This window comes from Allobosea sp. OAE752 (genome assembly GCF_050433265.1).
In the GTDB taxonomy this organism is placed as follows: Bacteria; Pseudomonadota; Alphaproteobacteria; order Rhizobiales; family Beijerinckiaceae; genus Allobosea; species Allobosea spartocytisi.
Genome location: NZ_JBNPXO010000003.1, coordinates 440,490 through 467,308 on the forward strand (window position 1 = coordinate 440,490; position 26,819 = coordinate 467,308).

The following is a 26,819-nucleotide window of genomic DNA, read 5'->3' on the forward strand; positions in this document are numbered from 1 at the left end:
TCTCTATCCTCCGTCAGCCGGCGGCGCCAAGCGCTGCGACCGCATCCTGCGCGATTTTGGCGATGGCTGCATCCGCCGCCGCCCGCTTTTGCAGATCGGCGCCGAATTCCGCGCTGGCGCGACGCGCCGGCTCGGGTAATTGGCCCCAGAGCGCCGCCGCCTTCGGCATGTCGCCGGCCGCAACCGCGCTCTCCAGCCGCAGCGGCAGCGTGGCGGGATCATTCGAGCCGTTGTCGCCGACCGGACGGACCGTGACGATGCGGCTCGTCAAACCGATCAGCTTGTCCGTCCAGCTATCCGATTGCGGCGTGACTTCGCGCTGGAACATCGCGCCATGCGTGCGGAAGCCCGCCAGCAGCGCCTCCCGCGTCGCCGCCCCCGATGCCGCGACAGCGGAGAGAGCGGCGACATCGGCCTGCGGGACGCCGGCCTTGACCAGGGCGGCGACGTCGCTCCCGAAGGAGCGCCCGGCCGCCAGAGCCCGCTGGACCCGCTCGGCCAGCACGATTCGCGCCGCCGCCATCCCCTCCGGATTCGCAGTGGGAGCGGCCTTCGCCTGCGTCTCGATGGCGGAGACCCGCCCGGTGAGCTTGTCGAACCGCTCGCTTGTGGCGGCGAGCGCCGCCTCGGTACGCTGGAGTTGCTCCGTGAGGGCGCCCGTATCGGCCGCTGGCGCCTTGGCAAGCGAGCCGATCCTGCCCGAAAGCGCTTGCAGTTCCGAGCCTGCCTTCGCCGCGGCATCCCCGGCGGTGCCGGCCTTGCGGTCGGCGGCGGTGACGGAGGCCTGAAGCCCGTCGACCCGCCCACTCAGATCGGCGAGCTGTTCGGGCGTGACGGCCGGGCTGCTCGCCCGCAGTGCGTAGAGCATCAGCCCCGCGCCGAGAACGCCGCCGACGACGCCTGCAATGGCCAAAGCCGGCCAGGGCATCGTCGCCTTCGCGACCGGCGCGGCGGCCGCGGTCCGCGGCGGCTCAGGAGGCGGCGGCGAGAATTCCTGCGGCAAGGCCTCGGTGGGCGCCACCGCTTCCGGCGAGGGCCGCGCGGGTGCGGCCTCAGCCACATCGGCTTCCGGCTGCGCCTTGAGGTCTATCGTCGGCGGCGTGCGCTTCAGGCTGCCGCGCGGCTCCGCCTGCGCCGACCCGTCCGGCTTCTGCCGCCGGGAAACCTCCTCCAGCGCCGCCAGCATCGCGGCCTCCTCGGGATGCTCGGCGACGAGCACAGTACTGGCGCCGGCCGAAATCAAGGGCGAGGCGACATCGGCCGAGAGCGCGACATGGGTGAGCTCGAGCGCTTCCGCGCCGACGCCGGCCGCTTGCGCGAGGCTCAGGAAAGTCCGCGCCCCGCGCGCCGAATAATGCAGGGCGGCGTCGGCCCGGCCGTGCCGCAGCGCGGCCTGCGTGTCCTCCGGCAATACCGAGACAGGCTCGGCGGCATAAGCCTCCCAGAGCGTGATGTCGTAGCCTGCGTCCTTCAGCCGCTGTGGTACGTCCTCCTTGCGGTCGCGGCCGAGGATCAGCAGCAGCCGCGCCGGCGCCGGCACCGTCCGCGTGATCAGCTCGATCAGGTCGTTGCGGTCGCCATCGGCACTGCGGGCGTCGTCGAGGCCGGCCTCACGGACCTTCGCCGCCGTGCGGGCGCCGACGGTGAACACCGGCAGGTCGCGCCAGCCCTCAGGTCCCTCAGCGAGCACGGGAACGGCATTGCCGCTGGTCAGGACGATGGCGGCGAAATCGCCGGCCGGTGCCTCCCCCGGCAGCCTGACCACCTCGAACAGCGGCGCGACCAGCGGCTCGAAGCCATGGGCGGCGATCGCCTGCGCCGTCCGGTCGGCATCGGGGCGGGGTCGGAAGACGAAGACGCGCATTCGCAGCTCCTATGGCATCGGACCGAAACGCGGAATCCAGCTTCCGGAACAATCCCATGCGATAACAAATACATAGACCACCGTCATCGCGTCCCGCAGGACGCGCGGCGCTCTAGCGAGGCAACCACCGGTCACAGGCCGAACCGCGAACGGCATCGGCCAAGGCGATCAGGGCGTATTGAGGCGGAACGATGATGCCGGCCATTCCCTCTCCTTTTTCTTTCCGGCGCCACGGACCCGCTGACGGCACCCGCTGCATTGCCCTTGGCCTTGGGCCATGGCACGCACTATACGAAGGAATTGCCGGCGGGCCACCGCCAGCCGCGAAGCTTCATCACCTGATCCTCCATTCCGCGGGACAAGTCGACCGATCATGCGTGTTCTAGGGATAGAGACGACCTGCGACGAAACGGCAGCGGCGATCGTCTCCATCGAGCGTTCGGGCGAGAGCAGGATCCTGTCCAACGAGGTGCTGAGCCAGATCGCGGCGCATGCCGCCTATGGCGGCGTCGTGCCGGAGATCGCGGCGCGCGCCCATGTCGAGGCGATCGATCGCATCATCGCGCGCGCCTTCGCCCATGCCGACCTCAAGCCCGGCGATATCGACGCCGTCGCCGCCGCCGCCGGTCCCGGCCTGGTCGGCGGCGTCATGGTCGGCCTCACTGCCGGCAAGGCGATCGCACTGGCGACGAGCAAGCCCTTCATCGCCGTCAACCATCTCGAGGCCCATGCGCTGACGGCACGCCTCACCGACGATCTCGCCTTTCCCTATCTCCTGCTGCTCGTCTCCGGCGGCCATACCCAATTGCTCGCCGTGCGCGGCGTCGGCGATTATCTCAAGCTCGGCGGCACCATCGACGACGCGGTCGGCGAGGCTTTCGACAAGATCGCCAAGATGCTGGCCCTGTCCTATCCCGGCGGCCCCTCGGTCGAGCGCGAGGCGGCGAAGGGCGACCCCGAACGCTTCGACTTCCCGCGCCCGCTGCAGGGCCGGCCGACGCCGGATTTCTCGCTCTCCGGCCTCAAGACGGCCGTGCGCCTCGTCGCCGAACGCATCGCGCCGCTCTCCCACAACGACGTCGCCGATCTCTGTGCCTCCTTCCAGGCCGCGATCGTCGACGTCATGGTCGACCGGACCCGCGCCGGCCTGCGCGCCTGCCGCGAGGCCGGCATCACGCCCACGACGCTGGTCGTCGCCGGCGGCGTCGCGGCCAACCAGGCAATCCGCAGCGGGCTGACGCGGCTGGCCACCGAGGCCGGCCTGCCGATGGTCGCCCCGCCGCTGGCGCTGTGCGGCGACAATGGCGCGATGATCGCATGGGCCGGGCTGGAGCGGCTGCGGCTCGGCCTCGTCGACGACATGTCGGCCGTCGCCCGTCCGCGCTGGCCGCTCGACGAACTCGCGGCCAAGCCCGCGACCGCCGCATGAGTCAGAATCCGGGCTTCGCGACGGTCGGCGTCGTCGGCGCCGGCTCCTATGGCGCCGCGCTGGCGCTCGCCGCCCATCGCGCCGGCCGCGAGGTACTCCTCTGGGCGCGCGACACCGCGACGGTCGAGGCGATTCGCGCGACGCGGCAGGCCCCACGCCTGCCCGGCATCGATCTGCCCGAAGCAATCCGCGCCACTTCGACGCTGGCCGATCTCGCTTCCTGCGACGCGCTGGTCGTCGCCGTGCCGACCCAGAACCTGCGCGCGGCCTGCACCGCGATGGCAACCGCATTGCCCGCCGGCGCGCCGGTGATCTCGGCCGCCAAGGGCATCGAGCAGGCGAGCGGGCTGTTCCCGACCGAGATCATCGCCGGAAGCTGGCCGCAAGCCCCGACCGCCATCCTCTCCGGCCCGAGCTTCGCCACCGATATCGGGCACGGCCTGCCGACCGCGGTGACGCTCGCCGCTGCCGATCCCGCGCTGGCGCGCAGCCTCGCCGAGGCGCTGAGCTCGCCCGCTTTCCGCATCTATCATTCGGGCGATCCGCGCGGCGTCGAGATCGGCGGCGCGGCCAAGAACGTGCTCGCCATCGCCGCCGGCATCGCCATCGGGCTCGGCTTCGGCGAGAGCGCCCGCGCCGCGCTGGTGGCGCGCGGTTTCGCCGAACTGCGCCGCTTCGGCGAGGCGCATGGCGCCGATCCCGAGACGCTGATGGGCCTTTCGGGATTGGGCGACGTGGTGCTGAGCTGCGCCTCGCCGCAATCGCGCAATTTCGCCTATGGTCTGGCGCTGGGCCAGGGCAGGAGCCCGGCTGAAGCCGCCGGCGGCAAGCTCGCGGAAGGCGCCTTCACCGCCCCCGTCCTTGCCGAGATGGCGCGGCGGGAGGGCAAGGAGATGCCGATCGCCGAGGCCGTCGCGGCGGTCATCGCGGGCAGGATCGGCGTGCGTGAAGCCGTGGCGGCGCTGCTCGCCCGGCCGCTCAGGGCGGAATGACGGAGGAAGCCATGGCGGGAGAGCTCAACGATCTCGGCAAGCGCATCGCGCGCGGCATCGCGGAGGTCAGGAAGACGACCGGCTCCGAGCTCGTCGCCGAAAGCGGCCCGGTGCCGTTGGCCGGCCGCATCGCCACGCCCGTCATCCAGCATCGCCGGCGAAAGGCCGAGGGCACGCATCGCTTCGTGCTGATCCTGCCTTTCGGCGAGGGCGAGGTCCGGGTCGAGCTCGACCCGAAGGATTACGCCGCGCTGACGCGCGAGATGGTGCGGTTCTGGAACGAACAGGGCGAAGCGGCCTCCAAGCCGCCCGTGCCGTTGAAGGAGGACGAGGCCTGATGGCTCACTGGCTGATCAAATCCGAACCCTCGGTCTGGTCCTGGGACGACCAGGTCAAGGCCGGCGCCAAGGGCACGCATTGGGACGGGGTGAAGAACCACACCGCCAAGCTCAACCTGATGGCCATGAAGAAGGGCGAGCAGGTCTTCTTCTACCACTCCAACGAAGGCCTCGAGGTGGTCGGCATCGTCGAGGTCATCCGCGAGGCCTACCCCTGGGAGGCCGCCGGCCCGCCCTGGGTGCTGGTCGACTTCAAGGCGGTGAAGCCGCTGCCCAGGCCGGTGACGCTCGCCGCCGTCAAGGAAGAGCCGAAGCTCGCCAAGATGTCGCTCGTCACCTCCTTCCGCCTCTCGGTCCAGCCGGTGACGGATGAGGAATGGGACCTCGTCTGCAAGATGGGCGGGCTCTGAACCGATCCGGACCCAAGGCCGACATCGCCGAAAGTCTGTGACACGAAAGTGCGAGCGCGAAGCGCTTGCCGCGCCGCACACGCACCCTATGATGCGCCCAATTCAAACGAAGCGGGACCGCGCCCGCCGGCAGGCGGACACGGGAACGCGACAAAGAACCCTGTCCGGGGAGATGCCTGCCAATGACCGAGATCATCTACGACGTGCCCGCCGCCTGGGCGAAGAAGGCCTGGGCCAACGACGCTAAGTACAAGAAAATGTACGCGGCATCGGTCAAGGATCCCGACAAGTTCTGGGCCGAGCAGGGCAAGCGGATCGACTGGTTCAAGCCGTTCAGCAAGGTCCGCAACGTCAGCTACAAGCCGGGCAAGGTCTCGATCAAATGGTACGAGGACGGCACCACCAACGTCGCCTATAACTGCGTCGATCGGCACCTTGCCACGCGCGCCAAACAGACCGCGATCATCTGGGAAGGCGACGACCCCTCCGAATCGAAGAAGATCAGCTACGGCCAGCTCCACGCCGAAGTCTGCAAATTCGCCAACGTGCTGAAGGCGCATGGCGTCAAGAAGGGCGACCGCGTCACCATCTACCTGCCGATGATCCCGGAGGCGGCCTATGCGATGCTCGCCTGCGCGCGCATCGGCGCCGTCCATTCGGTGGTCTTCGGCGGCTTCTCGCCGGATTCCCTCTCGAACCGCATCGAGGATGCCGATTCCAAGGTCGTCATCACCGCCGACGAAGGCCTGCGCGGCGGCCGCGCCGTGCCGCTCAAGAAGAATGTCGACGCCGCCGACGACAAGGTGAAGGGTGGCATCGGCACCGTCATCGTCGTCAAGCGCACCGGCGGCCATGTCACCATGAAGGAAGGCCGCGACGTCTGGTATCACGAGGAGGCGGAGAAGGTCTCGACCCATTGCCCGCCGGTCGAAATGAAGGCGGAGGACCCTCTCTTCATTCTCTACACCTCGGGCTCGACCGGCAAGCCGAAGGGCGTGCTCCACACCACCGCCGGCTATCTCGTCTACACCTCGATCACCCATCAGTACGTCTTCGACTACCATGACGGCGACATTTACTGGTGCACCGCCGATGTCGGCTGGGTGACGGGCCACAGCTACATCCTCTACGGGCCGCTCGCCAACGGCGCGACGACGCTGATGTTCGAGGGCATCCCGACCTATCCGACGATCTCGCGCTTCTGGGAGGTCATCGACAAGCACAAGGTCAACACCTTCTACACCGCCCCGACCGCGATCCGCTCGCTGATGGGCGCCGGCGAGGAGCCGGTGAAGAAGACCAAGCGCAAGTCGCTGCGCCTGCTCGGCTCGGTCGGCGAGCCGATCAATCCCGAGGCCTGGGAATGGTACCATCGCGTCGTCGGCGAGCGCCGCTGCCCGATCGTCGATACCTGGTGGCAGACCGAGACCGGCGGCATCCTGATCACGCCGCTGCCCGGCGCCACCGCCCTCAAGCCCGGCTCGGCGACGCGGCCCTTCTTCGGCGTCGAGCCCCAGATCGTCGACGCCGAAGGCAAGGTGCTGACCGGCGCCTGCGAGGGCAATCTCGTCATCGCCGAAAGCTGGCCCGGCCAGATGCGCACGGTCTATGGCGACCATAAGCGCTTCGAGGAGACTTATTTCGCGACCTATCCGAACAAGTACTTCACCGGCGACGGCTGCCGGCGCGACGCCGACGGCTATTACTGGATCACCGGCCGCGTCGACGACGTCATCAACGTCTCCGGCCACCGCATGGGCACGGCGGAAGTCGAATCGGCGCTGGTCGCGCACCCCGCCGTCTCGGAGGCGGCGGTCGTCGGCTACCCGCACGACATCAAGGGCCAGGGCATCTACGCCTATGTCACGCTGATGGCGGGCGAGAAGCCGTCCGAGGATCTGCGCAAGGACCTCGTCGCCCATGTCCGTAAGGAGATCGGCCCGATCGCCTCGCCGGACCTGATCCAGTTCGCGCCGGGCCTGCCCAAGACCCGCTCCGGCAAGATCATGCGCCGCATCCTGCGCAAGATCGCCGAGGACGAGCATGGCGCGCTCGGCGACACCTCGACGCTGGCCGACCCCGCCGTGGTCGACGACCTCGTCGCCAATCGCCAGAACAAGCGCAAGGCGGGCTGAACCGCAGCGCGGTCGCGTCTCAGGGCGCGGCCGCGATCACCTCGATCTCGACCTTGAACTCCGGCCGGGTGAAGCCCGAGACGATCATCAGGGTCGAGGCCGGCGGCGGCGCGCCGGCATGGGCGTCGCGCGAATCCATATAGCCCTTCATATGGGCGCGGTCGGTGACATAGGCATTGATCCGCACGATATCGGCGAGCGTCATCCGCGCCTCGGCGAGGATCGCGGCGATGTTGGCGAAGCAGAGATCGGCCTGCGCGCGCGCATCCTCGGGCACGCTCCCATCCGCCGCGACGCCGAGTTGCCCCGAGCAGACGACGAGGCGCCAGCCCGCCGGCACTTCCATGCCGTGGCTGTAGCGGGCGAAGGGAGCAGCGATGCTGGCAGGTGTGAGCGGCGTCATGACGGGTCCTTCCGGGAAGGCCGCACTATGCCTTTGGCGTGACAGCGGAACCAGATCGGACTTCGCGGGTTCGCAAGCGGGCCCGGCTGAGCTAAACCATGCTCATGCCGCGTTCATTATGCCTCTATGATATTGACGCCACGTAAGATTGATCGGAATCGGAACCGCGCCGCATGACGACGACGAAAACCGCCATCCCGGCGCTGAAGGCGACCGCACTCCTCCCGCTCCTCGCCCTGACGGCCTGTGCCGGCTCCCAGCGCTTCTCCGGACCGGTGATGAATCCGCCTTCCTACAATCAGCCGGCCCTGCCCTCCGCGCCGCCGGTCACCTCGGCCCCCATCACCTCCGAGCCGCTGCCGCCGCCCGGCGGCTATCCGACCGCCGCTGCCCCGCCGCCGGGGGCGGGCGCCGGTCTGCCGCCGCCGCAGGATCCGTTCTTCGATCCCAATGCCGGAACGCCACAGGGCCAGGGCCTGCCGCCCGCCGGCCAGCCGGCGCCCGCGCCGGTCGCTCCCGGCAACAACCAGGTTGCGGGCCTCGGTCCGGCGCCCTCCGCCCCGGCCCGCCCGGCCGCGACGCGTGACAACGTGATCGGGAGCTGGACCGCGCGCGAGGCCACCGGCGGCACCTGCCGCGTCCAGCTTTCGAGCTCGCCGACCCTCGATCTCTACCGCGCCAGCTCGTCGGGCTGCGCCAATCGCGATCTGCAGAAGATCACCGCCTGGGACTATCGCGACGGCGAGGTCTATCTCTACCAGCAAGGCGGCACGGTCGCGGCGCGGCTGCGCGCCTCGGGCGGCAACGCGCTAGACGGCGCCGTGACGAAATCGGGCGCCGCCCTCTCGCTCAACCGCTGAGGGCAGCGCTCGTCAGGCGCCGAAGGCGCGAGCCAGGATCCGCGTCGGCCAGAAGGTCTTCTGGAGCGACAGGGCAAGCGTCGCGAAGCCCTTCGCATTGTCGAAGGCTTCGTCCAGGATGGTGAAGGGTGTCGGACCGCCGGTCGCGATCACGCCCTCGATATCGGCGTAGCCGCCGGCCAGATCGGCCTCGAACTTCTGCGCGAGCCGCCTCATCGCCGCGTTCTCCGGCAGGCAGGTCATGTAGAGCGTCCTGATCCCGCGATTGCGGGCCGCCGTGATCAGCCGCGAGAACAGCTGGCCGCCGATACCGGCACGACGCCAGCCCGTCTCCACGCTGAAGGCGGCCTCACCTGTCTGCGCGACGATGTCGTCGAGACCGCGCAACTCGGCCGCGCCGCGGACCACCCCGTCCTCGACATAGGCATAGACCAGCCCGCCGACCCCAAAGGTCGTCGTGGCATAATTCTCGAGGAAGGCATCGTTCACGGCCGTGCCGAAGCGCTGCTGGCGCGTCAGCGGATCGAGCCTGAGCAGATGCTCCCTGAAGAGATCGCGTTCTGCCAGCCAGAGCCGGCGAATTTCCCCGCGGCCGGCCTTGCCGCGAGCTTGTGTTGATCGAGCCATTATCATCTCCCGAACAGCGCCCTGAGGCGCGATCGAACAGGAGGCGTTCTTCCCTGAAGCGTCGCGCATCCGACAGGACGCGGCGACGGTGATCTATCGACTTGTTATTGCATCCGCGGCCTCAGATCGCGTCTGAATGCGGCGATTGCAAGAGGCAGACCTGCGGCATTTTCGCCGTAACCCCCGAAGAAACAGGCGAAAATGCCGAAAACCCATGCCCTTGATGCATAGCAAGCGGCCTCATCAGCTTGGGGATGCCGCGAAAAAAAGCACTATAACCCCCGAAATTGTCGTGCGATAATTTCACACTGACCCCGATGACGGCGCGCCCGGCATGAGCTAAGTTGTGTGCTCCCGGTCACTCATATCTGAAGCCCCATGTTCGATCGTCGCAAGCCTCCTGCTGCCCAGCCTTTCGTCACGCACGAAAATATCGAAGCCAAAGTCAAATGGTTCGACCCTGAGAAGGGGTTCGGTTTCGCCTCGCCGGCCGATGGTTCTGCCGACGTTTTCCTGCACATCTCGGCGATCGGCCCGCTGGACCAGCAGGATCTGCTCCCCGGCGCAACCATCGTCGCCGACCTCGGTGAAGGCCGCCGGGGGCTGCAGGTGGTTGCAGTCCACGAGATCGACCCGTCGACGGCGACCCAGACGGCGGCGCCCGCGCCGCGCGGCGGTGGCTTCGGCGCGCGTCCGCCGCGCGACGATTTCGGTGGCGGCTACCAGGACCGCGGTCCCCGCGGCGGCGGCTTTCAGGACCGCAATGGCGGTGGCGGTTTCCAGGATCGCGACAGCGGACCGGTCGAAGGCCCCTATGACGGCGCCGTGAAATTCTTCAACTCGGATCGCGGTTTCGGCTTCATCGCTCCCGATAAGGGCGGCCCGGACGTCTTCCTGCATGTCTCCTCGCTGAGCCGCAGCGGCCTGCAGCCGCCGATGGACGGCCAGCGCGTGCGCTTCTCGATCCGTGCCGGCCGGAAGGGGCCGGAGGCCGCGAACATCAGCTTCATCTGAGACGGCTTCTGCCGCAAAAGACGAAGGCCCGCCAATGGCGGGCCTTTTTTGTTGGATCATGATCAACCGGGCTCGTCATTCTCGGGCGCCGCATGGCGGCGACCCGAGAATCTCGTGCAGGATCGAACGCTTTTCGTTCCTGAGATGCTCGGATCAAGCCCAAGCATGACGGCGTGCCACGCAGGCAGCACCTCGATCAATGCGCGTGATCGTCGCCTTCGAGGCCGCCGATATGCTTCTGGGTGTAGAGTTCCAGGCCGATGCGGCTGATCAGGTCGAGCTGCGTCTCGAGGAAGTCGATATGGCCTTCCTCATCCTTCATCAGGGCCTTGAACAGATCCTCGGACGGGAAATCGCCGACCTCGCGGCAATATTTGGCCGCTTCCTGATAGAGCTTCCGCGCCTCGATCTCGGCCTTGAGGTCGCATTCGATGACCTCGGTGACGGTCTCGCCGATGCGGAGCTGGTCGAGCGTCTGGAGGTTCGGGAAGCCCTCGAGGAAGAGGATGCGGTCGACGAAGCGGTCGGCATGGACCATTTCCTCGATCGACTCCTTCTTCCAGGTCTTGGCCATCTCCTTCAGCCCCCAATTGTCGAGCATCCGGTAATGCAGCCAGTACTGGTTGATCGCGGTGAGCTCCGAGCGCAGCCCCTTGTTGAGATATTCGATGACCTTCTTGTCGCCCTTCATGGCGTCGCTCCTCGCAATCTACATTAGAATGATACTAATGTAGAGAGGTGCATCCGGGAAGGAAAGAGGGAAAACGAAGGCGGCTGCAATCATCCAACGCCGCCCGATCCCGGCAGCGCGTCGCTTACGCGGCCTGCGAGACATCCTCTGACGGCGCGATGCCGTCCAGCATGCGGCCCACGCTGACATGGACGGCGCACGCGATCTCGCGGCTGGCGCAACTGCCGCACTGCGTCGCGCATGCGGCATGGGCCTCGGCCAGGATCGCACGGACCGCGCGCGCGCAACGCCCGCAATCGGGGCTGCAACCGAGGCAGTCATACGCCTCGCCGGCCGTCCGCGGCCCGCTGCCGTCAGCGCCGACGGTGCCCTTGATCTGCCGGCACGAAATGACGTTGCAGGAACAGACGATCACGCGTGATGGCCCGCCACCCGCTTCGTCGTCGTGACCTCTTCGCCATCCGCGCTGCGCAGCCGGACGATGACCTCGACCGAGGCGATCATCATGCCCTCCGGCGCATCCGGCAGGCCCGAGACATGGATCGTCGAGCCGGGGATGTCGGTGACCGTCTCGTCGTCCTCGTTGTAGAAGTGGTGGTGCTCCGAGACATTGGTGTCGAAGAAGGTCTTGGGGCCGGACACCGAAACCTGGCGCAGCAGCCCGGCTTCCGAGAACTGGCGCAGCGTGTTGTAGACCGTGGCGAGGGACAGCGGCTCGCGGGCGCGGATCGCCTCCTCATAGAGCATCTCGGCGCTGACATGGCGGTCGCCCTTGGCGAAGAGCAGCCAGCCCAACGCCATGCGCTGCCGCGTCGGGCGAAGACCCGCCATACGCAGGCGCGCCTTCACCGCGCTGATCGGGCAGGAGGCCGGGCTTTTCTGCGGCCACGGGATATGCTCCGCCGCGACAGCCTGCTCCCGATCCTTGCTCACCAGAACGCTCATCGAAACGCCTTCCACCATGGGGCCTTGCGGCCTCGCAGTTTAGAAAACATCTAAACTACTGATATTACTGCCATATTTGCCTTGCCGGCATCGCAATGTCAATCGCGCGGTTTGCGACATTCCGCTGCAGCACCGCTCCGTCCACCGCCATCCGCGGCTGCAATCCGCCTAGATGAGCTCGAAAATTCCGGTCAGAACCGCGCGCGCCAGCACCCATCCCGCCATCCCCGATGCCAGCTCGGGAAGCATCACGTCATCGAGAGCGGGCAGGACTCGTGCCAGGGCGAAGAGCTGGAAGACATAGCGGTGCGGGCCATGGCCGCGGATCGGCCGCGGCCCCTCATAGCCGATGCGGCCGAGCGAACCCGGCAGGAAGGCGATCTGCGGATTCGTCTCGGGCCGGAGCATGCCCTCCTCCACGCCTTCGCTGTCGACGGCGATGTCCGTCGCGATGAGATGCGTCACCGGCCGCGGCAGCGGTGCGTCCGGATCCTGCATGACGAGGACGAGTTCCACCGTCTCGGCCGGGACGCCGCTCCAGGCCAGCGGCGGCGACACATTCTCGCCGACCCCGCGCCCGGCATATCGGCTCGGGATATCGCCGCCCTCGGCAAAGGCCGGGCTGGTCAGCTGCATCGTCCCGGCCGCGACGGCAAGGCGCGGATCGTTGCAAAGCAGGTCCGCGTCATGGCCCCGGATAGGCCGCAGCAGGCGGCCGAAGACGCGTTCGAAACTGGGGATCATGACGGAAACGATTCCAGGAGGTCCAGCGGGCGGGATCGCAGGCTCAGTGCCCGCCGCCCGCGCCGGTCGGTGCCGGTTTCGGCTTGCTGAGGAACAGCGACAACACCACGAGGCAGGCGAAGATCGCCGTCAGCCCGAGGAAGACGTCGCCGAACGCCATGATCAGCGCCTGCTTGTGGGCACGCTGGTTGAGCAGGGCCAGAGCCATCGTATTGGCGGCATCGCCGAAGTCGCCGAAGCGCTGCGCCGTGTTCGCCAGTGCCTCTTCGGCGACCTGCCGCCCGGCCGCGACCCATTCGTGCAGCCGGGTGATGTGCACGTCGGTGCGCGTGTTCAGCATGGTGTTGATGACGGCGAGCCCGACCGCGCCGCCGAGATTGCGGGTCAGGTTGTAGAGCCCGGAGGCGTTCTTGAGCTGCTGCGGCGGCAAGGTGCCGAGCGCGACGTTGTTGATCGGCACCATGCACAGCATCAGCCCGCAGCCGCGCAGGATCTGCGGCAGCAGCAGCTCGTAGAAGTCCCAATCCGCGGTGATGTGCGAAACGATCCAGGTTCCGAGGGCGAAGGCGCTGAACCCGATGATCATCATGATGCGCGGATCGAGCTTGGCCGAGAGCCGGCCGGCGATCGGCGCCGTCAGGAACATGGCCAGTCCCGTGACGAACATGGTTTCGCCGATCATCAGCGCGTCATAGCCGCGGATGCGCCCGAGATAGACCGGGTAGAGATAGGTCAGCCCGTAAAGGCCGATGCCCATGCAGAAGGAGAACAGCGAGCCGAAGGCGAAGTTGCGGTTCCGGAAGGCATAGAGATCGACCAGGGGATCGTCGCGCGTCAGCGCACGCCAGAAGAACAGCACCGCGCCGAAGACCATGACCACCGAGAAGAAGACGATCTCGTGGCTCTCGAACCAGTCGAGCCGCGTGCCTTCCTCGAGCACATATTCGAGGCTGCCGAGGAAGGCGGCCATGCCGGCGAGGCCCAGCCAGTCGAAGCGCTTCAGCAGGCCGCGATCCGGCTTGTCGAAGTCGATCAGCGTCCAGGCCGCGATGGTGACGGCGATGCCGGGGACGACATTGACGAGGAACAGCCAGTGCCAGGAGAAGGCATGGCTGAGATAGCCGCCGACGGTCGGCCCGATGGTCGGCGCCAGCGTCGCCACGAGGCCGATGATCGGCGAGACGATCGGCCGCTTGGAGGGCGGGAAGATCGTGAAGGCGGCCGCGAAGACGCCGGGGATCATGCCGCCGCCGATGAAGCCCTGCACGGCGCGCCACAGGATCATCTCGTTGATCGAGGAGGCCTGGGCGCAGAGCACGCTGGAGATCGTGAAGCCGGCGGCCGCGATGGAGAAGAACACCCGCGTCGACAGGGCGCGGCTGAGATAGCCCGAGAGCGGGATCATGATCACTTCCGCGATCAGATAGGCCGTCTGCACCCAGGCGATCTCATCCGAGGACGCCGAGAGTCCGGCCTGGATCTCCGCCAGCGAGGCCGAGACGATCTGGATGTCCAGGATCGCCATGAACATGCCGAAGACCATCGCGATGAAGGCGAAGATCCGGCGTAGCGGGATGGCGTCCGAGGCCGGCGGGGCACCCGCCGGCGCGTTCAGGGTCGCGGTGGCCATGACGGCCTCCTTGCAGCGTCAGCGCTGGCCGGCGGGACGCGGATCGATGGACACGATGACCGACATGCCGGGGCGCAGCACATGCTTGCCCGTCGATTCCCGGTCGAGCGCGATGCGCACCGGCACGCGCTGGACGACCTTGGTGAAATTGCCGGTCGCGTTGTCGGGCGGCAGCAGCGTGAAGACCGAGCCCGTGCCGCCGGCGATGCCGCTGACCGTGCCGTGGAAGACCTGCCCCGGCAGCGCATCGACCGTGACGCTCGCCTTGTCGCCGATCTTCAGCGGACCGATCTGGGTCTCCTTGAAGTTGGCGTCGACATAGACCTGATCGAGCGGGACGATCGACATCAGCCGCTTGCCGGCGCCGACGAGGTCGCCGAGCTGGACATTGGTGTTGGCGACGAGGCCGTCGATCGGCGCGTCGATCTTCATGAAGGTCAGGTCGCGGGCGGCCTTGTCCTCGGCCACCTTGAGCTCGTCGATCTGCCTTGCGGCCTCGACGCGCTGCGCCTCCAGCACCTTGATGTTCGCTTCCGCGGCGGTGACGCCGGCATTGGCGCTGACCAGCGCCGCCTGGGCCTGGTCGCGCGCCGCCGTCGCGGCATCGAGCGTCGCCTGCGAGCCATAGGACTTGGCCGCGAGGCTCTTGGCGCGATCGAAATCGGCCGCCGTGCGGGTCACGCCGGCCTGGGCCGAGTTCTGCTGCGCCTTGGCCTGCAGCAGGCTGGCGCGGCCGGCCTCGATCTGGCTGTCGATGCGCCCGAGCGTGGCCTGCGCGGTCGCCGTCTTCGCCTGCGCGGCGGCGAGCGCGATGCGCTGGTCGCCGTCATCGAGCGTGACGAGCGACTGCCCGGCCTTCACTTCCTGGTTCTGCAGCACCGAAACCTTGGCGACATTGGCCGAGAGCTTGGCCGACACCGTCGCCATCTCCGCGCCGACATAGGCGTCGTCGGTGGAGACGATGAAGCGGCCGTTGCGCCACCAGTCGATGCCGTACCAGAGGCCGGCACCGAGTACGACGCCGGCGAGCAGGATCAGCCCGGCGCGGCGGACGGTATTGCGCTTCGAAGCCGGCTGCGCGGCCTCGACAGGAGCGGCCGGTGCGGTTTCGACGGGCTGGCGCGCCTCGGTGGGCTGTGCCGTCTCCAGGGCCGGGTCGACCAGCTTGAGGCGGTCCCGGCGCTGTTCTGTGATCTCGGCGGACATGAGCTATCCTGATGAGAACAATTCGAACCGATTGGTTCGATTGCGGTTGAAATAGCGCCAGTGATGATGCATATCAAGTGAAATCGAACTGATTGGTTCGATTATTTTTGCAAAGCAGCATTGCATGGCCGGACCGCCCGGCGGAGAAGCATGGCAGAGAACTCCAAGCCGGAGGTTAAGGTGGACCGGCGCAATCGACGCGTTGCCGGGACCGACCCCGAGAAGCGGCGCCAGATTCTCGACGGCGCCTATCAGGTCTTCACGGCCCGTGGCTTCGACGCCGCCAGCATGAGCGACATCGCCATCGCCGCCAATGTCTCGAAGGGCACGCTCTATGTCTATTTCGAGGACAAGGAACATCTCTTCGTCGCGCTGATCGAGCGCGAGCGCGAGGCCCAGAAGCGTGGCGCCATCGCGGCCCTGAACGAGGATCCAGAGCCGGCGCGCGCGCTGCAGAATTTCGGCCAATGCCTCGTGCGCATGATCAACCAGGAATTCGCGGTCAGCGCCCATCGCATCGTTATCGGCGTCGCCGAGCGGATGCCGGATCTCGGTCGGGAATTCTACGAGAACGGTCCCCTAACGGGCGCGAACATGATCGCGCGATATCTCGACCGCATGGTCGGCGAGGGCAAGCTCGACATCGAGGATACCCAACTTGCCGCGATGCAGTTCCTTGATCTCTGCCAGTCGACCCTGACGCGGCCGCGTCTGTTCAACGCCATCCAGACGCCCCCGAGCGACGAGGAGGTGCACCGCATCGTCAGTGAGGCGGTCACGATGTTCATGGCGCGTTACGCCCGCGCGGCCAGCGCACAGCCTGCCGCGCGCCGGCCGTTACGCTCTATTTGAGGCCCTTCAGGCTGTCGATGATCGAGGCGAGCTCCTTGAGGTTCTCCTTCTCGCCTTCGGGAGAGGCCCAGTAGGTCACGACGAGGCCCTTGGTCTCGGTGACCTGCAGCAGGGTCAGGCTGACATGGGTGGGACCGTCTTCGTCCTTGCCGGTCCACTGCACCTGGACGCCTTCCATGCCATTGTTGGAGAACGGCTTCTTCTCTTGCGTCGCGGGATCGACGACGACGCCCTTGCTCTTCAGCCAGGTGACCGCTTCGGCGATGGCCTGTGCGGCGTCCTTCAGCTCCGTCACCTCGACCGAGACGTAGACCGCCTCGTCGTCGGACGTCGATTCGACACCCTTGTCGATCTCTGTGGATTCCCAATCGTCCGGCATCGTGATGACCGCGACGGGATTGGGATCGGGGATCGAATAGGTCTTGGCGCTCGCAAGCCCCGGCAGCAGGAGGAGGCTCGCGGCGAGAACCGCGCGTGCGAGATGCATCGGCATAGGGGGATCCTGGCAAAAAAGGGCGCCGGTTGGCGTAACGTCACCCTACAGCAACTCGGCCGCAATGCCATTCCTCCAAAGGCGGAGCGGCCGCCCTATCGCGAGCCTTGGTTACCAGCCGTGACCTGCCGCGCCCGAATCCGCTCGCGATGGGCGGTGTAGAGGCCCGAGCCCGCGATGACAGCAGCCCCAACCCAGGTCCACAGGTCCGGCAACGCCGCGAACAACAGGAAGCCGAAGAGCGCGGCCCAGAAGAGCTGGATATAGGAGAAGGGTGCGAGCAGCGAGGCCGCCGCATAGCGGAAGGCGACGATCACCAGCCAGTGCCCCGCCGTCGAGACGGCGCCGATAAAGAGGCCGACCAGCGCGATCGTCCAATTCGGCTCGACCCAGTGCACCGGGAGCAGCAGGCTCGAGACGATCGCACCGAACACGGTCGAATAGGTGATCGTCGCGATCGGATTCTCGGTTCCGCTCATCATCCTCGTCACGATGAGGGCAAACGCCCAGCTCAGCGACGAGACCACCGGCAGCAGCGAGGCGAGCTGGAAGCCGCTGCCGCCCGGCCTGACCACGATCAGCACGCCGATCAACCCGACGATCGTGGCGAGCCAGCGCCGCCAGCCGACGCTTTCGCCGAGCAGCGGGATCGATAGGGCGGTGACGAAGAGCGGCGCGACGAAGCTGGTTGCCGTCGCATCGGCGATCTTGAGGTATTTCAGGGACGAGACGAAGAAGATCGACGAGCCGATCAGCCCGATCCCGCGCAGCAATTGCAGGCCCGGCCGGCGCGTCCGCAACGAGATCTTGCCGCGCTGGAAGCCGATGATCGCGAGCAAGATGAGCGCCGAGGTGGCGTAACGCAGCCAGACGATATGCAGCGCCGGCACGCTCGCCGCGAGATATTTCGAGGCCGCATCGCCGGCCGACAGGAAGACCGTCGCCAGCAGCATGATGCCGATGCCGAGCAGGGCATTGTCGTGCCGCAGCGATCCGGCTGAGGTCGGATGCGCGGTTTCGGAAGCAGGTCCGGGCGGAATGGGGCTGGGCACAGGGCGGAAAATCGCGAGGGGAACCATAGTCTAATCGATTTGAGAGCCGCGTCGCTGCGCAAAGATCACAGGCGCCTTATGCAGTGTCGGTTTCAGACGCCGGTCCTCGATCGGCAGCGACATCACCGTCATTCCGGACAAGCCGCGAAGCGGCACCGATCCGGAATCCATCGTAAAGTTCCGTGCTCTACGATGGATTCCGGGTCTCCCTTCGGTCGCCCGGAATGACGATTGGCAGCAAAAAGGCGGGCCGAAGCCCGCCTTGGAAACCACCCGAAGAACGCGGCCGCGCCGGTCAGGCCGCCTGCTTGCGCGGCTGGATCAGCTTGCGGTTGACCAGCACCTCGGCGATCTGGATCGCGTTCAGCGCCGCGCCCTTGCGCAGATTGTCGGAGACGCACCAGAAGGCGAGGCCGTTCTCGACGGTCGCATCCTCGCGGATGCGCGAGATATAGGTCGCATCCTCGCCGGCCGCCTCATGCGGGGTGATGTAGCCGCCGGGCTCGTGCTTGTCGATGACGAGGATGCCCGGCGCCGTGCGCAGCACCTCGCGCGCCTCGTCGACGGTGACCGGCTTCTCGCATTCGATGTTGACGCTCTCGGAATGGCCGATGAAGACCGGCACGCGCACGCAGGTCGCGGTCAGCTTGATCTTCGGGTCGAGGATCTTCTTGGTCTCGACCATCATCTTCCACTCTTCCTTGGTGAAGCCGTCCTCCATGAAGACGTCGATCTGCGGGATGAGGTTGAAGGAGATGCGCTTGGGGAACTTCTTGGTGAGGACCTCGCCGGCCGAGAACACCGCGCGGGTCTGGTTGAAGAGCTCGTCCATGCCCTCCTTGCCGGCCCCGGACACCGACTGGTAGGTCGAGACGACCACGCGCTTGACGCCGAACTTGTCATGCAGCGGCTTCAGCGCCACGACGAGTTGCGCGGTCGAGCAGTTCGGGTTCGCGATGATGTTCATCTTGGTGAAGCCGGCTGCTGCGGCGGCGTTCACTTCCGGCACGATCAGCGGCACATCCGGATGCATGCGCCAGGCGGAGGAGTTGTCGATCACCACCGCGCCCTGCGCACCGATCTTCGGCGACCATTCCTTGGAAACGTCGCCGCCGGCCGACATCAGGCAGATATCCGTGTCGGAGAAGTCGTAATGCTCCAGCGCCCGGCACTTCAGCGTCTTGTCGCCGAAGGAGACCTCGGTGCCGATGGAGCGGGATGAGGCCAGCGCCACCACCTCGCCGACGGGAAAAGCGCGCTCGGCCAGGATGTCCAGCATCTCGCGGCCCACATTGCCGGTAGCCCCGACCACTGCGACCTTGAAGCTCATTGATATGATCCTTTGCGGATAGATCGGTTCGGATCTCCCTTTGGGAGCCGACCCGCCCGGTCTTCGGGCTGGTTCGGCGATCTGCCCCCGCCGGGGGGAGATGGACCCGGAACCGAGGCGAAGCGTCAGCGCGACGTACCGGCTTTCCCGGTCGTCGTTTTGGTCGTGTGTTTCGTCGTCAGGCCGACAGTCACGGAACCAATCCCAAAGGGCTGCAAACTTCGCAGGCGGCGCGAGGATGCGCCGAGACCCGTGAGAACACCCGTTGCGTCGAAAAGTCAATCTCCCTCCCACTCCTGCCCGGTTCGGCCGCCCGCCCGTTAACCCTGCTTCTTGACCGCCTGTTCACGCTGCCGGTCGATTCCGCCCGCTCGGTAACCGCCGGGCGACTCCCCACGGGCAAGCTCGGCACGGGCTGGGATGGTGCAGGGGCGGCGATGCCGCGCGGGAGTGACGGGTTGCGTCTGGTTTCAAGCATGGCGGAAAAGGCGGTCCGGGAGGGGCTCGCGCGGATGCGGCCCGGTCTCGCGACGGCGCGCGATTGGGCTCACATGCTCGCGGCACGTCTCAAGAGTCTCGATCTCGTTCCCGGTCTGATCAGCGCCGCCGATCACGGCGAGCGCTTCGCTCGTGCCTTCTGGCAAGGCATGCGCCGCCTCGCGCCACGCCGCGGCCTCGGCTTCGCCGGCGCCCTGCTCTGGCGCAGTGCTGCCGCGCTGGCCGGCCTCGGCCTGACAGCCGCGCTCATCACCGGCCTGTCGGCCAAGGATGAGGACCAGCCCCAACTTGCCAGCCTCACGATCGATCGGACGCCTTCTGAGCTGTCGCGCCCGGCCGCGACCCGTTCCGACCGCCCCGGCCCCGCGAACTGGATGGCGATTCCGCGGCCGATCGCGATGTTCCACCTCAGCTCCCCTGAGCTCGGGCGTGCGACGCCGGCCTATGAGGCCCAGCGCACGGAGGATGGGCGCCGCGAGGATGTCATGACCTTCGCCGCCTTCGCGGAAGCCGGGCCGCATCTCGTCCTGCGCCTGCGCACCGGGCCGCTCGACATGGCCAGCACGCGACCCTTCACGATCGATCTCGTCCGCGAGGCCGCGCTGCGTTCCCTCTCGGTCGGGCGCAGCAGCGCGCCGGCTGCGATCCCGACACGCTTCGGCCCGCTCGAAACGGCCGACGTCCTCCTCGACGACGGCAATACCAGCCGTAATTGCCTCGCCTTCCGTTCCACCGGCGCCGAAACAGGCTTCGCGATGAGCGGCTGGTGGTGCGCTGGCGGCAAGCCGGCTGACCGGCGTCAGCTCACCTGCCTGATCGACCGCCTCGACCTCGCCAATGCCGCAGGCAACGAGGAACTGCGCCAGTCTTTCACGAAAAGCGAGCTCAAGCGCGACGCGGCCTGCGCAACGCCTTTCCTCGCCACGGCGGGCCGCAAGGCGTCCTGGCTCGACACCGACGGCTCCGTGCCGGCCCTGCGCGTGAAGACGGCGACGGCCGAACCGGCGAAAGCCACGCCGCCCGCGCGACCGGTCCGCCCAAAGGCCACGCGCCGGAAGCGTTGAATCCGCGCAGCGGCCGCCATGCTAACAATATTGTTAACAGGCAGGCGCTAGGCTTTGCTTCGTGTTCAGCATGCTTACATCGGGTGGGTAGCGCCACTCCCGGAGATCGCCGTCATGATGTCGTTCAAGCGCGTTGCCACTGCCCTCACCATCGCACTGGCGGCGTCGACCGTCATGGCGGGCATCGCCGAGGCCCAGAGCCGCCGCGAGCCGCTGCGCATCATCGTCCAGAAGCGCAGCTATTTCGACGCCGGGAACGTCGTGCCGGTCGGCTCGATGAACAACTATGCCAGCCAGCACTTCGCGGCGGCGCCGGTCTATGTGAACACCGGCTCGCTCTATGGCGAGAGCACCCTGCCCGGCCGTGTCGGCTCCGGCGCAAATCCCTTCGCCAATACGATCGAGACGCCCCGCTTCTGAGCGGACCAATCGTCGTGATGCTCGGGCTTGACCCGAACATCACCTGACCAGTGTCTTCTGGTTTCCGAGATGGTCGGGCCAAGCCCGACCATGACGCATTCCTGTCAGGGCAGCGCCTTGAGATAGCGCACCGGCCGCCCCGGCGCGGCCGCATTCGCCGCGTGCACGATCGCGTTCGCGTCGATGCCGAAATGCCGGTAGAGATCGGCGACCGTGCCGGTCTGGCCGAAATGCTCGACGCCGAGCGCCTTTTGCCGATGGCCATGCACGCTGCCGAGCCAGGCCAAAGTCGCCGGATGCCCGTCCAGCACCGAGACGATGCCGCAATCCCGCGACAGCTCTCCGAGCAGCCGCTCGATATGGCTTGTCGCCGCGTGGTTGCCGCGCTGGCGCGCCCGCTCCGCCGCCTGCCAGCCGGCATTGAGCCGATCGGCCGAGGTGATGGCGAGCAGGCCGACATCGCGCCGGTCCTCGCTGAGCAGCCCCACCGCCTCAATCGCCTCGGGTGCCACCGCACCGGTATAGGCGATGACGACCGAGGCGTTCGGACCGGGCTTACGCAGCCAGTAGGCGCCGTCGATGATCTCGCGCTCCAGCTCCGGCGTCATCGTCCGGCTCGGCTGCTCGACCTGTCGGGTCGAGAGCCTGAGATAGACCGAGCCGCCGGTCTCGTCGCGCAACCAGGTGCTCTCGTCCGGATCGCCCTCGCCATCGCGCTGCATGTAGTCGAAGGACCAGCGCATCATCACCGCGAGTTCGTCGACGAAGGCGGGCTCGAAGGCGCAGAGCCCGTCCTGGCTCATGCCGATCAATGGCGTCGCGATCGATTGATGCGCCCCGCCTTCCGGCGCCAGCGTCACGCCCGACGGCGTCGCCACCACCATGAAGCGCGCATCCTGGTAGCAGGCATAGTTCAGCGCATCGAGCCCGCGCGAGATGAAGGGATCGTAGAGCGTGCCGATCGGGATCAATCGCTCGCCGAAGATCGAATGCGACAGGCCGAGCGCCGACAGGTTGATGAACAGGTTCATCTCGGCGATGCCCAGCTCGATATGCTGGCCGCTCTGCGAGAATTCCCATTTCTGCATCGAGGGAATGCGCTCGTCCTTGAAGGTGTCCGCCATCGAGGCCTTGGCGAAGAGCCCGCGCCGGTTCACCCAGGGGCCGAGATTGGTCGAGACGGTGACGTCCGGCGCCGTCGTCACGATGCGGTCGGCAAGCGGGCCACCCGTCTTGGCGAGATCGTCGAGCACCTTGCCGAAGCCCATCTGGGTGGACATCGTGGCCTGGATGCCGGCCTCCAGCTTCTCCGGAACCGGCAGTTTCGCGGCCGAGAAGCGCCGCCGCCCCTGCGAGAAGAACGGCACCTTGTCGAGGAACGCCCGGATCTCGCTCTCGGGCAGGTCGAGCCCCTCGAACAAATCCCATTCATGGCCGGGGCGGATATCGTTGGCCTTGCGGAAGCCGTCGAGCTGCTCCTTGGTCATCAGCCCGGCATGATTGTCCTTGTGGCCAGCGAGCGGCAGGCCAAAGCCTTTCACCGTATAGGCGAGGAAGCAGACCGGCCTGTCATGGTCGATGCTCTCGAAGGCTTCCAACAGCGACGGCAGATCATGGCCGCCGAGATTGCACATCAGCTTCGAGAGCTCCGCGTCGGAACGCTTCTCGATCAGCTTCGTCACCGGCCCCTGATCGCCGAGATCGTCCATCAGCCGCTTGCGCCAGGCCGCACCGCCCTGGAAGGTCAGGGCTGAATAGAGCTGGTTCGGGCAGGAATCGATCCAGGCCTTCAGCCGCTCGCCGCCCTTCTCCTTGAAGGCCGCCTGCTGCAGCGAGCCGTATTTCAGCGTGACAACGTCCCAGCCGAAATTGCGGAACATCGTCTCGAAGCGGTCGTAGAGCCCCTCGCGGATGACGGCGTCGAGCGACTGGCGGTTGTAGTCGATGATCCACCAGGTGTTGCGCAACCCGTGCTTCCAGCCCTCCATCAGGGCCTCGAAGATGTTGCCCTCGTCGAGCTCGGCATCGCCGATCAGCGAGACCATGCGGCCTTCGGGGCGATCCTTCGCCCAGCCATGCGCCTTCACGTAATCCTGCGTCAGCGAGGAGAACAGCGTCTGCGCGACGCCGAGGCCGACCGATCCGGTCGAGAAATCGACGTCGTCGATGTCCTTGGTGCGGGACGGATAGCTCTGCGCGCCTTTGTAGCCGCGGAAATTCTCCAGCTTCTCGCGCGTCTGAAGCCCCATCAGATAGTTGATGGCGTGGAAGATCGGCGAGGCATGCGGCTTCACCGCGACCCGGTCCTGCGGGCGTAGCGCCGCCATGTAGAGCGCGGTCATGATCGTGGCGAGCGAAGCCGAGGAGGCCTGATGCCCACCGACCTTCATGCCGTCGCCGTTGTCGCGCAGATGATTGGCGTTGTGGATCGTCCATGAGGCCAGCCAGAGGATCTTCCTCTCCAGCTCGGCGAGAAACGGCAGGCGCGGATCGGTCGTCATGATTGGCTCGAACTCCCCAGAACTCCGATCATGCATCGAAGCCTCTGGCTAAGCGAACCAATTTTCAGCGACAGGCCCGCCCGACTTGGCGGATTCCGCCAATCGAGGCGGCATGAAAGCCGGAAGCTGCCAATCTGCTCCTGTGAGCCGAATGCCGGCTATCGATCGATCTGGGCGATGCGGTCGAGCGCCGCGGCAAAGCCGTTGAGCGACACATTGAAGGAAGCCGGCTCGCTGGTGGAGAGGTTGAGCGCCGCCACCGTCAGCGTCTTGCCCGTCTTCATCGCATCGGTCGCGACCGTCGGGAAGGAGATCGGCAGGAGGCAGCCCTGCGCCAGACAGGTCGAGAAGCGCAGGCCCTGACCCAGATTCTTGTCGTCGAGCCGCAGCACCGCGCCATTGTCGAGCTTCATGCCGAACGGCATCAGGATCGTGCCTTCCGCCCGGCCCTCGCGCGGCGTGCGCAATTCGATGGCGAAGACGCGCTGGCCTGTCTGGCTGTTGCCTTGCGACTGGCTGAGCACGCAGAGCCGCTGGCCGTTGAGGATGCGGCAATCGACCGTCCAGTCGCCATAGGTCTCGTTGATGGCGCTGGCGCCGTTGGGCAGCGTCGCGGCCTGCGTCGCGGGCTGCGTGACGGCTGGCGCCCCTTGCGCGGAAGGAGCCGGAGTGGCGGGCTTGGCCACCGGCCGTGCCGGCGCGGCTGGCCTGGGAGCCTGGCGCGGGACCGTAGGCGCCGCAGGCGCGGCAGAGGGCTCTTCCTGCGCTTGCAGCGGCCCGATGCCGAACCAAAGCGCCGAGATCAGAAGCGCTGCGGAGGAAACCAAGGTCAGGCGGCAAGAAAGATTCATGACGGCTCAGTTCAGCAAGAGGGCCTGGAACGACAGGTAGCAAGGCACCCGGGCAGCGTCAAAACCCGATGCACCACGCCCCCAACAAGATCTCGCCATGTGTCTTTTCGGCAAGGAAACTGAATTCGATCAAATCTAAACTTCAATCTCCAGATGCCAGCGGCGGCCGAAGAGAATGACGCTTGCGTTCGAAATCGGACCGATGAGCCATCGGCGGAATCCCGCGCCTATTCCGCGCTCTGCTGGATATGCTCCCCCACCAGCCGCCGCAGCGCCTCCGTGTCGCGCGCGGCCAGCGCCTCGACCATCGCCAGATGTTCGCGGTTCGACTGCTCGATGCGGCTGCGCTTCTGCCATTGCCCGGCCACGGCCGAGGAGATGCGCCCGCGCAGCTCCTTCACCAGCGCCGCCAGTTCGAGATTGCCGCACAGCCCGAGCAGATGCTCGTGGAAGGCGATGTTCGCATCGTGCAGGTCGATGGCCGTGCCGTTCAGCAGCAGCGCCTCGAAGTGCCGCGCCAGCCGCATCGCCTGCGCGATATCCTCTTCCCGCGCCCGCGCCACGATGCCGTCAACCGCGCTGGTTTCCAGGATGACCCGCACGGCCCGGATCTCCTGCGCCAGCCGCCCATCCGGCTTGAAGACGTGGTAGCCGCGATTGGGCAGATGCACGACCAGCCGCTTCTGCACCAGCCGGTCGAGCGCCCGGCGGACATCCATGCGCTTGGCTCCATGGCGTTCCTCGATGTCGATCTGCTTGAGCCATTGGCCGGGGGAAAGCGCACCGGACTGGATCTCCGCCGCGAGGAGATTCGCCAGGGCTTCGTGACGCTCCGCACGCGCCTTCGCGCTCTTGCCGCGATTCTTGCCGCGAACGGCCCCACCGCTCAGCTCGCTCTCAGACATCGTCGCCCCATGCACCGTTCGATCGGCCGCCCCGCATCCGGCTCGGCTTGTCGCGCCATGACCCTTATGCGAGAAATTGGCGCCAATATCAAAGATGACTTACATCCGGGAACAGGAACTCCGATGAGCAACAGCAAGGAAGTCTGGCAGCGCGTGGACGACAAGGCGCCGGGCTATTTCGCGTTGTCCGACCGCATCTGGCACATGCCCGAGCTCAATTATCAGGAGGTCCGTTCCGCCGCCGAGCACCGCGCCATGCTGGAGCGCGAAGGCTTCCGCATCACCGAGAATGTCGCCGGCATCCCGACCGCGCTGATCGGCGAAGCGGGAGAGGACGGCCCGGTCATCGCGATCATGGGCGAGTACGATGCCCTGCCGGGCCTGAGCCAGGAGGCCGGCATCGCGAGCGAGACGCCGGTTCAGAAGGGCGGCAATGGCCATGGCTGCGGCCACAACATGCTGGGTTCCGCCTCGCTGCTCGCGGCCGCCGCGGTCAAGGACTATCTCGCGGCCAACGGGTTCAAGGGCCGGGTGCGCTATTATGGCTGCCCCGCCGAGGAAGGCGGCTCCGCCAAGGGCTTCATGGTCCGCGCCGGCGCCTTCGACGATGTCGACATCGCCCTGTGCTGGCACCCGGCCTCCTTCACCGGGGTCAACCGGCCGTTCTCGCTGGCCTGCGTCGAGGTCGAGTTCACCTTCACCGGACGGGCCTCGCACGCCGCCGCCGCGCCCCATCTCGGCCGCTCGGCGCTCGATGCGGTCGAATTGATGCATATCGGCGTCAACTACATGCGCGAGCACATGCCATCGACGGCCCGCGTGCACTACGCCATCATCAACGCCGGCGGCATCGCGCCGAACGTGGTGCAGGCGACGGCGACGACACGCCAGCTCATCCGGGCCGCCAACCTGTCGGAGATGTGGAGCCTCGTCGCCCGCGTGAAGAAGATCGCCGAGGGCGCCGCGCTGATGACGGAGACGCAGGTCGCAGCCAAGCAGCTTTCGGGCGACGCCAATCTCGTCGGCAACCGCCCGCTCGAGGAAGCGATGCATGCCAATCTGCAGGCGCTGGGCGGGCCCGGCTTCGACGCGGCCGATCAGGCTTTCGCGGCAAAGTTCCAGAAGACCCTCAATGGCGAGGATATCGCCTCCTCCTATGCCCGCTTCGGCTTGAAGCCGAAGGCGGGCGAATCGCTGAGCGACGAGATCTACCCGCTCGGCTCCGGCAGCGATTCCTTCGTCGGCTCCACCGATGTCGGCACGGTGAGCTGGGTCGTCCCCACCGTCCAGTGCCGCACCGCCTGCTATGCGGTCGGCACGCCCGGCCATTCCTGGCAGCTTGTCGCGCAAGGCCTGGCGCCGGCGGCGCATAAGGGCCTTGCCCTCGCGGCCAAGGCCATGGCCGGCGTCGCCCAGGACGTGCTGAACGATCCGGCCCTGCTCAAGGCCGCGAAGGATGAGTTCGCCAGCTTCCGCGCGGGCAATCCCTTCGCCAATCCGATCACGGATGATGTCGAGCCGCCGCTCGACATGGCCGCTCACTGAGTCGATTCGGCTCGGCCGGC

The 26,819-nt window shown here is 67.0% G+C and carries 26 protein-coding genes; 11 read left to right on the forward strand and 15 right to left on the reverse strand.

Annotated elements, in window-relative coordinates:
• Positions 1-13 precede the first annotated feature (13 nt).
• Positions 14-1,864, reverse strand: coding sequence for a uroporphyrinogen-III synthase (locus GGC47_RS11265; RefSeq protein WP_142022119.1), 1,851 nt, complete (start codon positions 1,862-1,864; stop codon positions 14-16).
• A 373-nt stretch (positions 1,865-2,237) separates the two neighbouring features.
• Between GGC47_RS11265 and tsaD the strand changes: the two genes are divergently transcribed.
• From tsaD to acs, 5 genes are all read left to right on the forward strand, one after another.
• A complete protein-coding gene (tsaD, locus tag GGC47_RS11270; protein WP_429068047.1) occupies positions 2,238-3,293 on the forward strand; it encodes a tRNA (adenosine(37)-N6)-threonylcarbamoyltransferase complex transferase subunit TsaD in 1,056 nt (351 codons plus the stop codon).
• Positions 3,290-4,285: an NAD(P)H-dependent glycerol-3-phosphate dehydrogenase gene (locus GGC47_RS11275; protein WP_142022121.1), complete on the forward strand. Its 996-nt coding sequence runs from the start codon at positions 3,290-3,292 to the stop codon at positions 4,283-4,285. Before tsaD ends, GGC47_RS11275 begins: the two co-directional genes overlap by 4 nt.
• 11 nt (positions 4,286-4,296) lie before the next feature.
• Entirely contained in the window at positions 4,297-4,623 is a 327-nt protein-coding gene (locus tag GGC47_RS11280) for a hypothetical protein (protein WP_038363555.1), read from the forward strand.
• Complete coding sequence (locus GGC47_RS11285; protein WP_142022122.1) at positions 4,623-5,033, forward strand: EVE domain-containing protein; 411 nt, start codon at positions 4,623-4,625, stop codon at positions 5,031-5,033. The genes GGC47_RS11280 and GGC47_RS11285 overlap by 1 nt, the downstream gene beginning before the upstream one ends.
• A 182-nt stretch (positions 5,034-5,215) precedes the next feature.
• Entirely contained in the window at positions 5,216-7,168 is a 1,953-nt protein-coding gene (gene acs / locus GGC47_RS11290; RefSeq protein WP_038363550.1) for an acetate--CoA ligase, read from the forward strand.
• Positions 7,169-7,187: 19 nt separating this feature from the next.
• Here acs and GGC47_RS11295 read toward each other — a convergent pair whose 3' ends face one another.
• The gene (locus tag GGC47_RS11295) at positions 7,188-7,571 is read right to left on the reverse strand and encodes a RidA family protein (protein ID WP_113253641.1); all 384 of its coding nucleotides are present in this window, start codon (positions 7,569-7,571) and stop codon (positions 7,188-7,190) included.
• Positions 7,572-7,744: 173 nt separating this feature from the next.
• Between GGC47_RS11295 and GGC47_RS11300 the strand changes: the two genes are divergently transcribed.
• Complete coding sequence (locus GGC47_RS11300) at positions 7,745-8,431, forward strand: AprI/Inh family metalloprotease inhibitor (RefSeq protein ID WP_142022123.1); 687 nt, start codon at positions 7,745-7,747, stop codon at positions 8,429-8,431.
• A 12-nt stretch (positions 8,432-8,443) separates the two neighbouring features.
• Here the strand turns inward: GGC47_RS11300 and GGC47_RS11305 are convergent, their stop codons facing one another.
• A complete protein-coding gene (locus tag GGC47_RS11305; RefSeq protein WP_051988081.1) occupies positions 8,444-9,058 on the reverse strand; it encodes a GNAT family N-acetyltransferase in 615 nt (204 codons plus the stop codon).
• 378 nt (positions 9,059-9,436) lie between these two features.
• On the opposite strand from GGC47_RS11305, the gene GGC47_RS11310 reads away from it, so the two are divergent.
• Positions 9,437-10,072 (forward strand): cold-shock protein, encoded by a 636-nt coding sequence (locus GGC47_RS11310; protein ID WP_038363542.1) that lies wholly within the window; start codon positions 9,437-9,439, stop codon positions 10,070-10,072.
• Positions 10,073-10,268: 196 nt separating this feature from the next.
• Here GGC47_RS11310 and bfr read toward each other — a convergent pair whose 3' ends face one another.
• The 6 genes from bfr to GGC47_RS11340 form a co-directional block, all read right to left on the reverse strand.
• Positions 10,269-10,763 carry a bacterioferritin gene (bfr, locus tag GGC47_RS11315; protein WP_429068055.1) on the reverse strand — a complete coding sequence of 165 codons (495 nt, stop codon included), beginning with the start codon at positions 10,761-10,763 and terminating at the stop codon, positions 10,269-10,271.
• A 124-nt stretch (positions 10,764-10,887) separates the two neighbouring features.
• The gene (locus GGC47_RS11320; protein ID WP_038363536.1) at positions 10,888-11,178 is read right to left on the reverse strand and encodes a (2Fe-2S)-binding protein; all 291 of its coding nucleotides are present in this window, start codon (positions 11,176-11,178) and stop codon (positions 10,888-10,890) included.
• Positions 11,175-11,708, reverse strand: coding sequence for an iron response transcriptional regulator IrrA (gene irrA, locus GGC47_RS11325; RefSeq protein ID WP_051988175.1), 534 nt, complete (start codon positions 11,706-11,708; stop codon positions 11,175-11,177). The genes GGC47_RS11320 and irrA overlap by 4 nt, the downstream gene beginning before the upstream one ends.
• Positions 11,709-11,876: 168 nt before the next feature.
• Complete coding sequence (locus tag GGC47_RS11330; protein ID WP_429068058.1) at positions 11,877-12,452, reverse strand: YbhB/YbcL family Raf kinase inhibitor-like protein; 576 nt, start codon at positions 12,450-12,452, stop codon at positions 11,877-11,879.
• Positions 12,453-12,495: 43 nt separating this feature from the next.
• Positions 12,496-14,082 carry a DHA2 family efflux MFS transporter permease subunit gene (locus GGC47_RS11335; protein ID WP_133560647.1) on the reverse strand — a complete coding sequence of 529 codons (1,587 nt, stop codon included), beginning with the start codon at positions 14,080-14,082 and terminating at the stop codon, positions 12,496-12,498.
• Between the two features lie 18 nt (positions 14,083-14,100).
• A complete protein-coding gene (locus GGC47_RS11340) occupies positions 14,101-15,288 on the reverse strand; it encodes an HlyD family secretion protein (RefSeq protein ID WP_142022124.1) in 1,188 nt (395 codons plus the stop codon).
• A gap of 150 nt (positions 15,289-15,438) precedes the next feature.
• Between GGC47_RS11340 and GGC47_RS11345 the strand changes: the two genes are divergently transcribed.
• Positions 15,439-16,140, forward strand: a complete 702-nt coding sequence (locus GGC47_RS11345) for a TetR/AcrR family transcriptional regulator (protein WP_142022125.1) — start codon at positions 15,439-15,441, stop codon at positions 16,138-16,140.
• Here GGC47_RS11345 and GGC47_RS11350 read toward each other — a convergent pair.
• From GGC47_RS11350 to GGC47_RS11360, 3 genes are all read right to left on the reverse strand, one after another.
• Positions 16,133-16,633 carry a hypothetical protein gene (locus tag GGC47_RS11350; RefSeq protein ID WP_038363530.1) on the reverse strand — a complete coding sequence of 167 codons (501 nt, stop codon included), beginning with the start codon at positions 16,631-16,633 and terminating at the stop codon, positions 16,133-16,135. The two genes, GGC47_RS11345 and GGC47_RS11350, sit on opposite strands and share 8 nt — an antisense overlap.
• Before the next feature lie 95 nt (positions 16,634-16,728).
• A complete protein-coding gene (locus tag GGC47_RS11355) occupies positions 16,729-17,685 on the reverse strand; it encodes a DMT family transporter (protein ID WP_370954634.1) in 957 nt (318 codons plus the stop codon).
• A gap of 295 nt (positions 17,686-17,980) precedes the next feature.
• Positions 17,981-19,015, reverse strand: a complete 1,035-nt coding sequence (locus GGC47_RS11360; protein ID WP_112763648.1) for an aspartate-semialdehyde dehydrogenase — start codon at positions 19,013-19,015, stop codon at positions 17,981-17,983.
• Positions 19,016-19,473: 458 nt separating this feature from the next.
• On the opposite strand from GGC47_RS11360, the gene GGC47_RS11365 reads away from it, so the two are divergent.
• Together GGC47_RS11365 and GGC47_RS11370 are read left to right on the forward strand one after the other, a co-directional pair.
• The gene (locus tag GGC47_RS11365; protein ID WP_142022126.1) at positions 19,474-20,577 is read left to right on the forward strand and encodes a hypothetical protein; all 1,104 of its coding nucleotides are present in this window, start codon (positions 19,474-19,476) and stop codon (positions 20,575-20,577) included.
• 114 nt (positions 20,578-20,691) lie between these two features.
• Positions 20,692-20,997, forward strand: a complete 306-nt coding sequence (locus tag GGC47_RS11370; RefSeq protein WP_038363524.1) for a hypothetical protein — start codon at positions 20,692-20,694, stop codon at positions 20,995-20,997.
• A 104-nt stretch (positions 20,998-21,101) separates the two neighbouring features.
• Here GGC47_RS11370 and GGC47_RS11375 read toward each other — a convergent pair whose 3' ends face one another.
• The 3 genes from GGC47_RS11375 to GGC47_RS11385 all read right to left on the reverse strand — a co-directional run bounded on the left by GGC47_RS11375 (position 21,102) and on the right by GGC47_RS11385 (position 25,254).
• Complete coding sequence (locus GGC47_RS11375; protein ID WP_142022127.1) at positions 21,102-23,498, reverse strand: transketolase-like TK C-terminal-containing protein; 2,397 nt, start codon at positions 23,496-23,498, stop codon at positions 21,102-21,104.
• Between the two features lie 158 nt (positions 23,499-23,656).
• Positions 23,657-24,349, reverse strand: coding sequence for an invasion associated locus B family protein (locus tag GGC47_RS11380; RefSeq protein ID WP_112763651.1), 693 nt, complete (start codon positions 24,347-24,349; stop codon positions 23,657-23,659).
• 227 nt (positions 24,350-24,576) lie between these two features.
• On the reverse strand, positions 24,577-25,254 hold the full coding sequence (locus GGC47_RS11385) for a GntR family transcriptional regulator (RefSeq protein WP_081925417.1): 678 nt from the start codon (positions 25,252-25,254) through the stop codon (positions 24,577-24,579).
• 123 nt (positions 25,255-25,377) lie between these two features.
• Between GGC47_RS11385 and GGC47_RS11390 the strand changes: the two genes are divergently transcribed.
• Entirely contained in the window at positions 25,378-26,799 is a 1,422-nt protein-coding gene (locus GGC47_RS11390; RefSeq protein WP_142022128.1) for an amidohydrolase, read from the forward strand.
• Positions 26,800-26,819: the final 20 nt, after the last annotated feature.

What these genes read in the sequence shown, in the direction of transcription:
- GGC47_RS11265 (WP_142022119.1), bottom strand. Translation starts at nt 1,864, where the DNA reads ATGCGCGTCTTCGTCTTCCGACCCCGCCCCGATGCCGACCGGACGGCG.
- tsaD (WP_429068047.1), top strand. Translation starts at nt 2,238, where the DNA reads ATGCGTGTTCTAGGGATAGAGACGACCTGCGACGAAACGGCAGCGGCG.
- GGC47_RS11275 (WP_142022121.1), top strand. Translation starts at nt 3,290, where the DNA reads ATGAGTCAGAATCCGGGCTTCGCGACGGTCGGCGTCGTCGGCGCCGGC.
- GGC47_RS11280 (WP_038363555.1), top strand. Translation starts at nt 4,297, where the DNA reads ATGGCGGGAGAGCTCAACGATCTCGGCAAGCGCATCGCGCGCGGCATC.
- GGC47_RS11285 (WP_142022122.1), top strand. Translation starts at nt 4,623, where the DNA reads ATGGCTCACTGGCTGATCAAATCCGAACCCTCGGTCTGGTCCTGGGAC.
- acs (WP_038363550.1), top strand. Translation starts at nt 5,216, where the DNA reads ATGACCGAGATCATCTACGACGTGCCCGCCGCCTGGGCGAAGAAGGCC.
- GGC47_RS11295 (WP_113253641.1), bottom strand. Translation starts at nt 7,571, where the DNA reads ATGACGCCGCTCACACCTGCCAGCATCGCTGCTCCCTTCGCCCGCTAC.
- GGC47_RS11300 (WP_142022123.1), top strand. Translation starts at nt 7,745, where the DNA reads ATGACGACGACGAAAACCGCCATCCCGGCGCTGAAGGCGACCGCACTC.
- GGC47_RS11305 (WP_051988081.1), bottom strand. Translation starts at nt 9,058, where the DNA reads ATGGCTCGATCAACACAAGCTCGCGGCAAGGCCGGCCGCGGGGAAATT.
- GGC47_RS11310 (WP_038363542.1), top strand. Translation starts at nt 9,437, where the DNA reads ATGTTCGATCGTCGCAAGCCTCCTGCTGCCCAGCCTTTCGTCACGCAC.
- bfr (WP_429068055.1), bottom strand. Translation starts at nt 10,763, where the DNA reads ATGAAGGGCGACAAGAAGGTCATCGAATATCTCAACAAGGGGCTGCGC.
- irrA (WP_051988175.1), bottom strand. Translation starts at nt 11,708, where the DNA reads ATGAGCGTTCTGGTGAGCAAGGATCGGGAGCAGGCTGTCGCGGCGGAG.
- GGC47_RS11330 (WP_429068058.1), bottom strand. Translation starts at nt 12,452, where the DNA reads ATGATCCCCAGTTTCGAACGCGTCTTCGGCCGCCTGCTGCGGCCTATC.
- GGC47_RS11335 (WP_133560647.1), bottom strand. Translation starts at nt 14,082, where the DNA reads ATGGCCACCGCGACCCTGAACGCGCCGGCGGGTGCCCCGCCGGCCTCG.
- GGC47_RS11340 (WP_142022124.1), bottom strand. Translation starts at nt 15,288, where the DNA reads ATGTCCGCCGAGATCACAGAACAGCGCCGGGACCGCCTCAAGCTGGTC.
- GGC47_RS11345 (WP_142022125.1), top strand. Translation starts at nt 15,439, where the DNA reads ATGGCAGAGAACTCCAAGCCGGAGGTTAAGGTGGACCGGCGCAATCGA.
- GGC47_RS11350 (WP_038363530.1), bottom strand. Translation starts at nt 16,633, where the DNA reads ATGCCGATGCATCTCGCACGCGCGGTTCTCGCCGCGAGCCTCCTCCTG.
- GGC47_RS11360 (WP_112763648.1), bottom strand. Translation starts at nt 19,015, where the DNA reads ATGAGCTTCAAGGTCGCAGTGGTCGGGGCTACCGGCAATGTGGGCCGC.
- GGC47_RS11370 (WP_038363524.1), top strand. Translation starts at nt 20,692, where the DNA reads ATGATGTCGTTCAAGCGCGTTGCCACTGCCCTCACCATCGCACTGGCG.
- GGC47_RS11375 (WP_142022127.1), bottom strand. Translation starts at nt 23,498, where the DNA reads ATGACGACCGATCCGCGCCTGCCGTTTCTCGCCGAGCTGGAGAGGAAG.
- GGC47_RS11380 (WP_112763651.1), bottom strand. Translation starts at nt 24,349, where the DNA reads ATGAATCTTTCTTGCCGCCTGACCTTGGTTTCCTCCGCAGCGCTTCTG.
- GGC47_RS11385 (WP_081925417.1), bottom strand. Translation starts at nt 25,254, where the DNA reads ATGTCTGAGAGCGAGCTGAGCGGTGGGGCCGTTCGCGGCAAGAATCGC.
- GGC47_RS11390 (WP_142022128.1), top strand. Translation starts at nt 25,378, where the DNA reads ATGAGCAACAGCAAGGAAGTCTGGCAGCGCGTGGACGACAAGGCGCCG.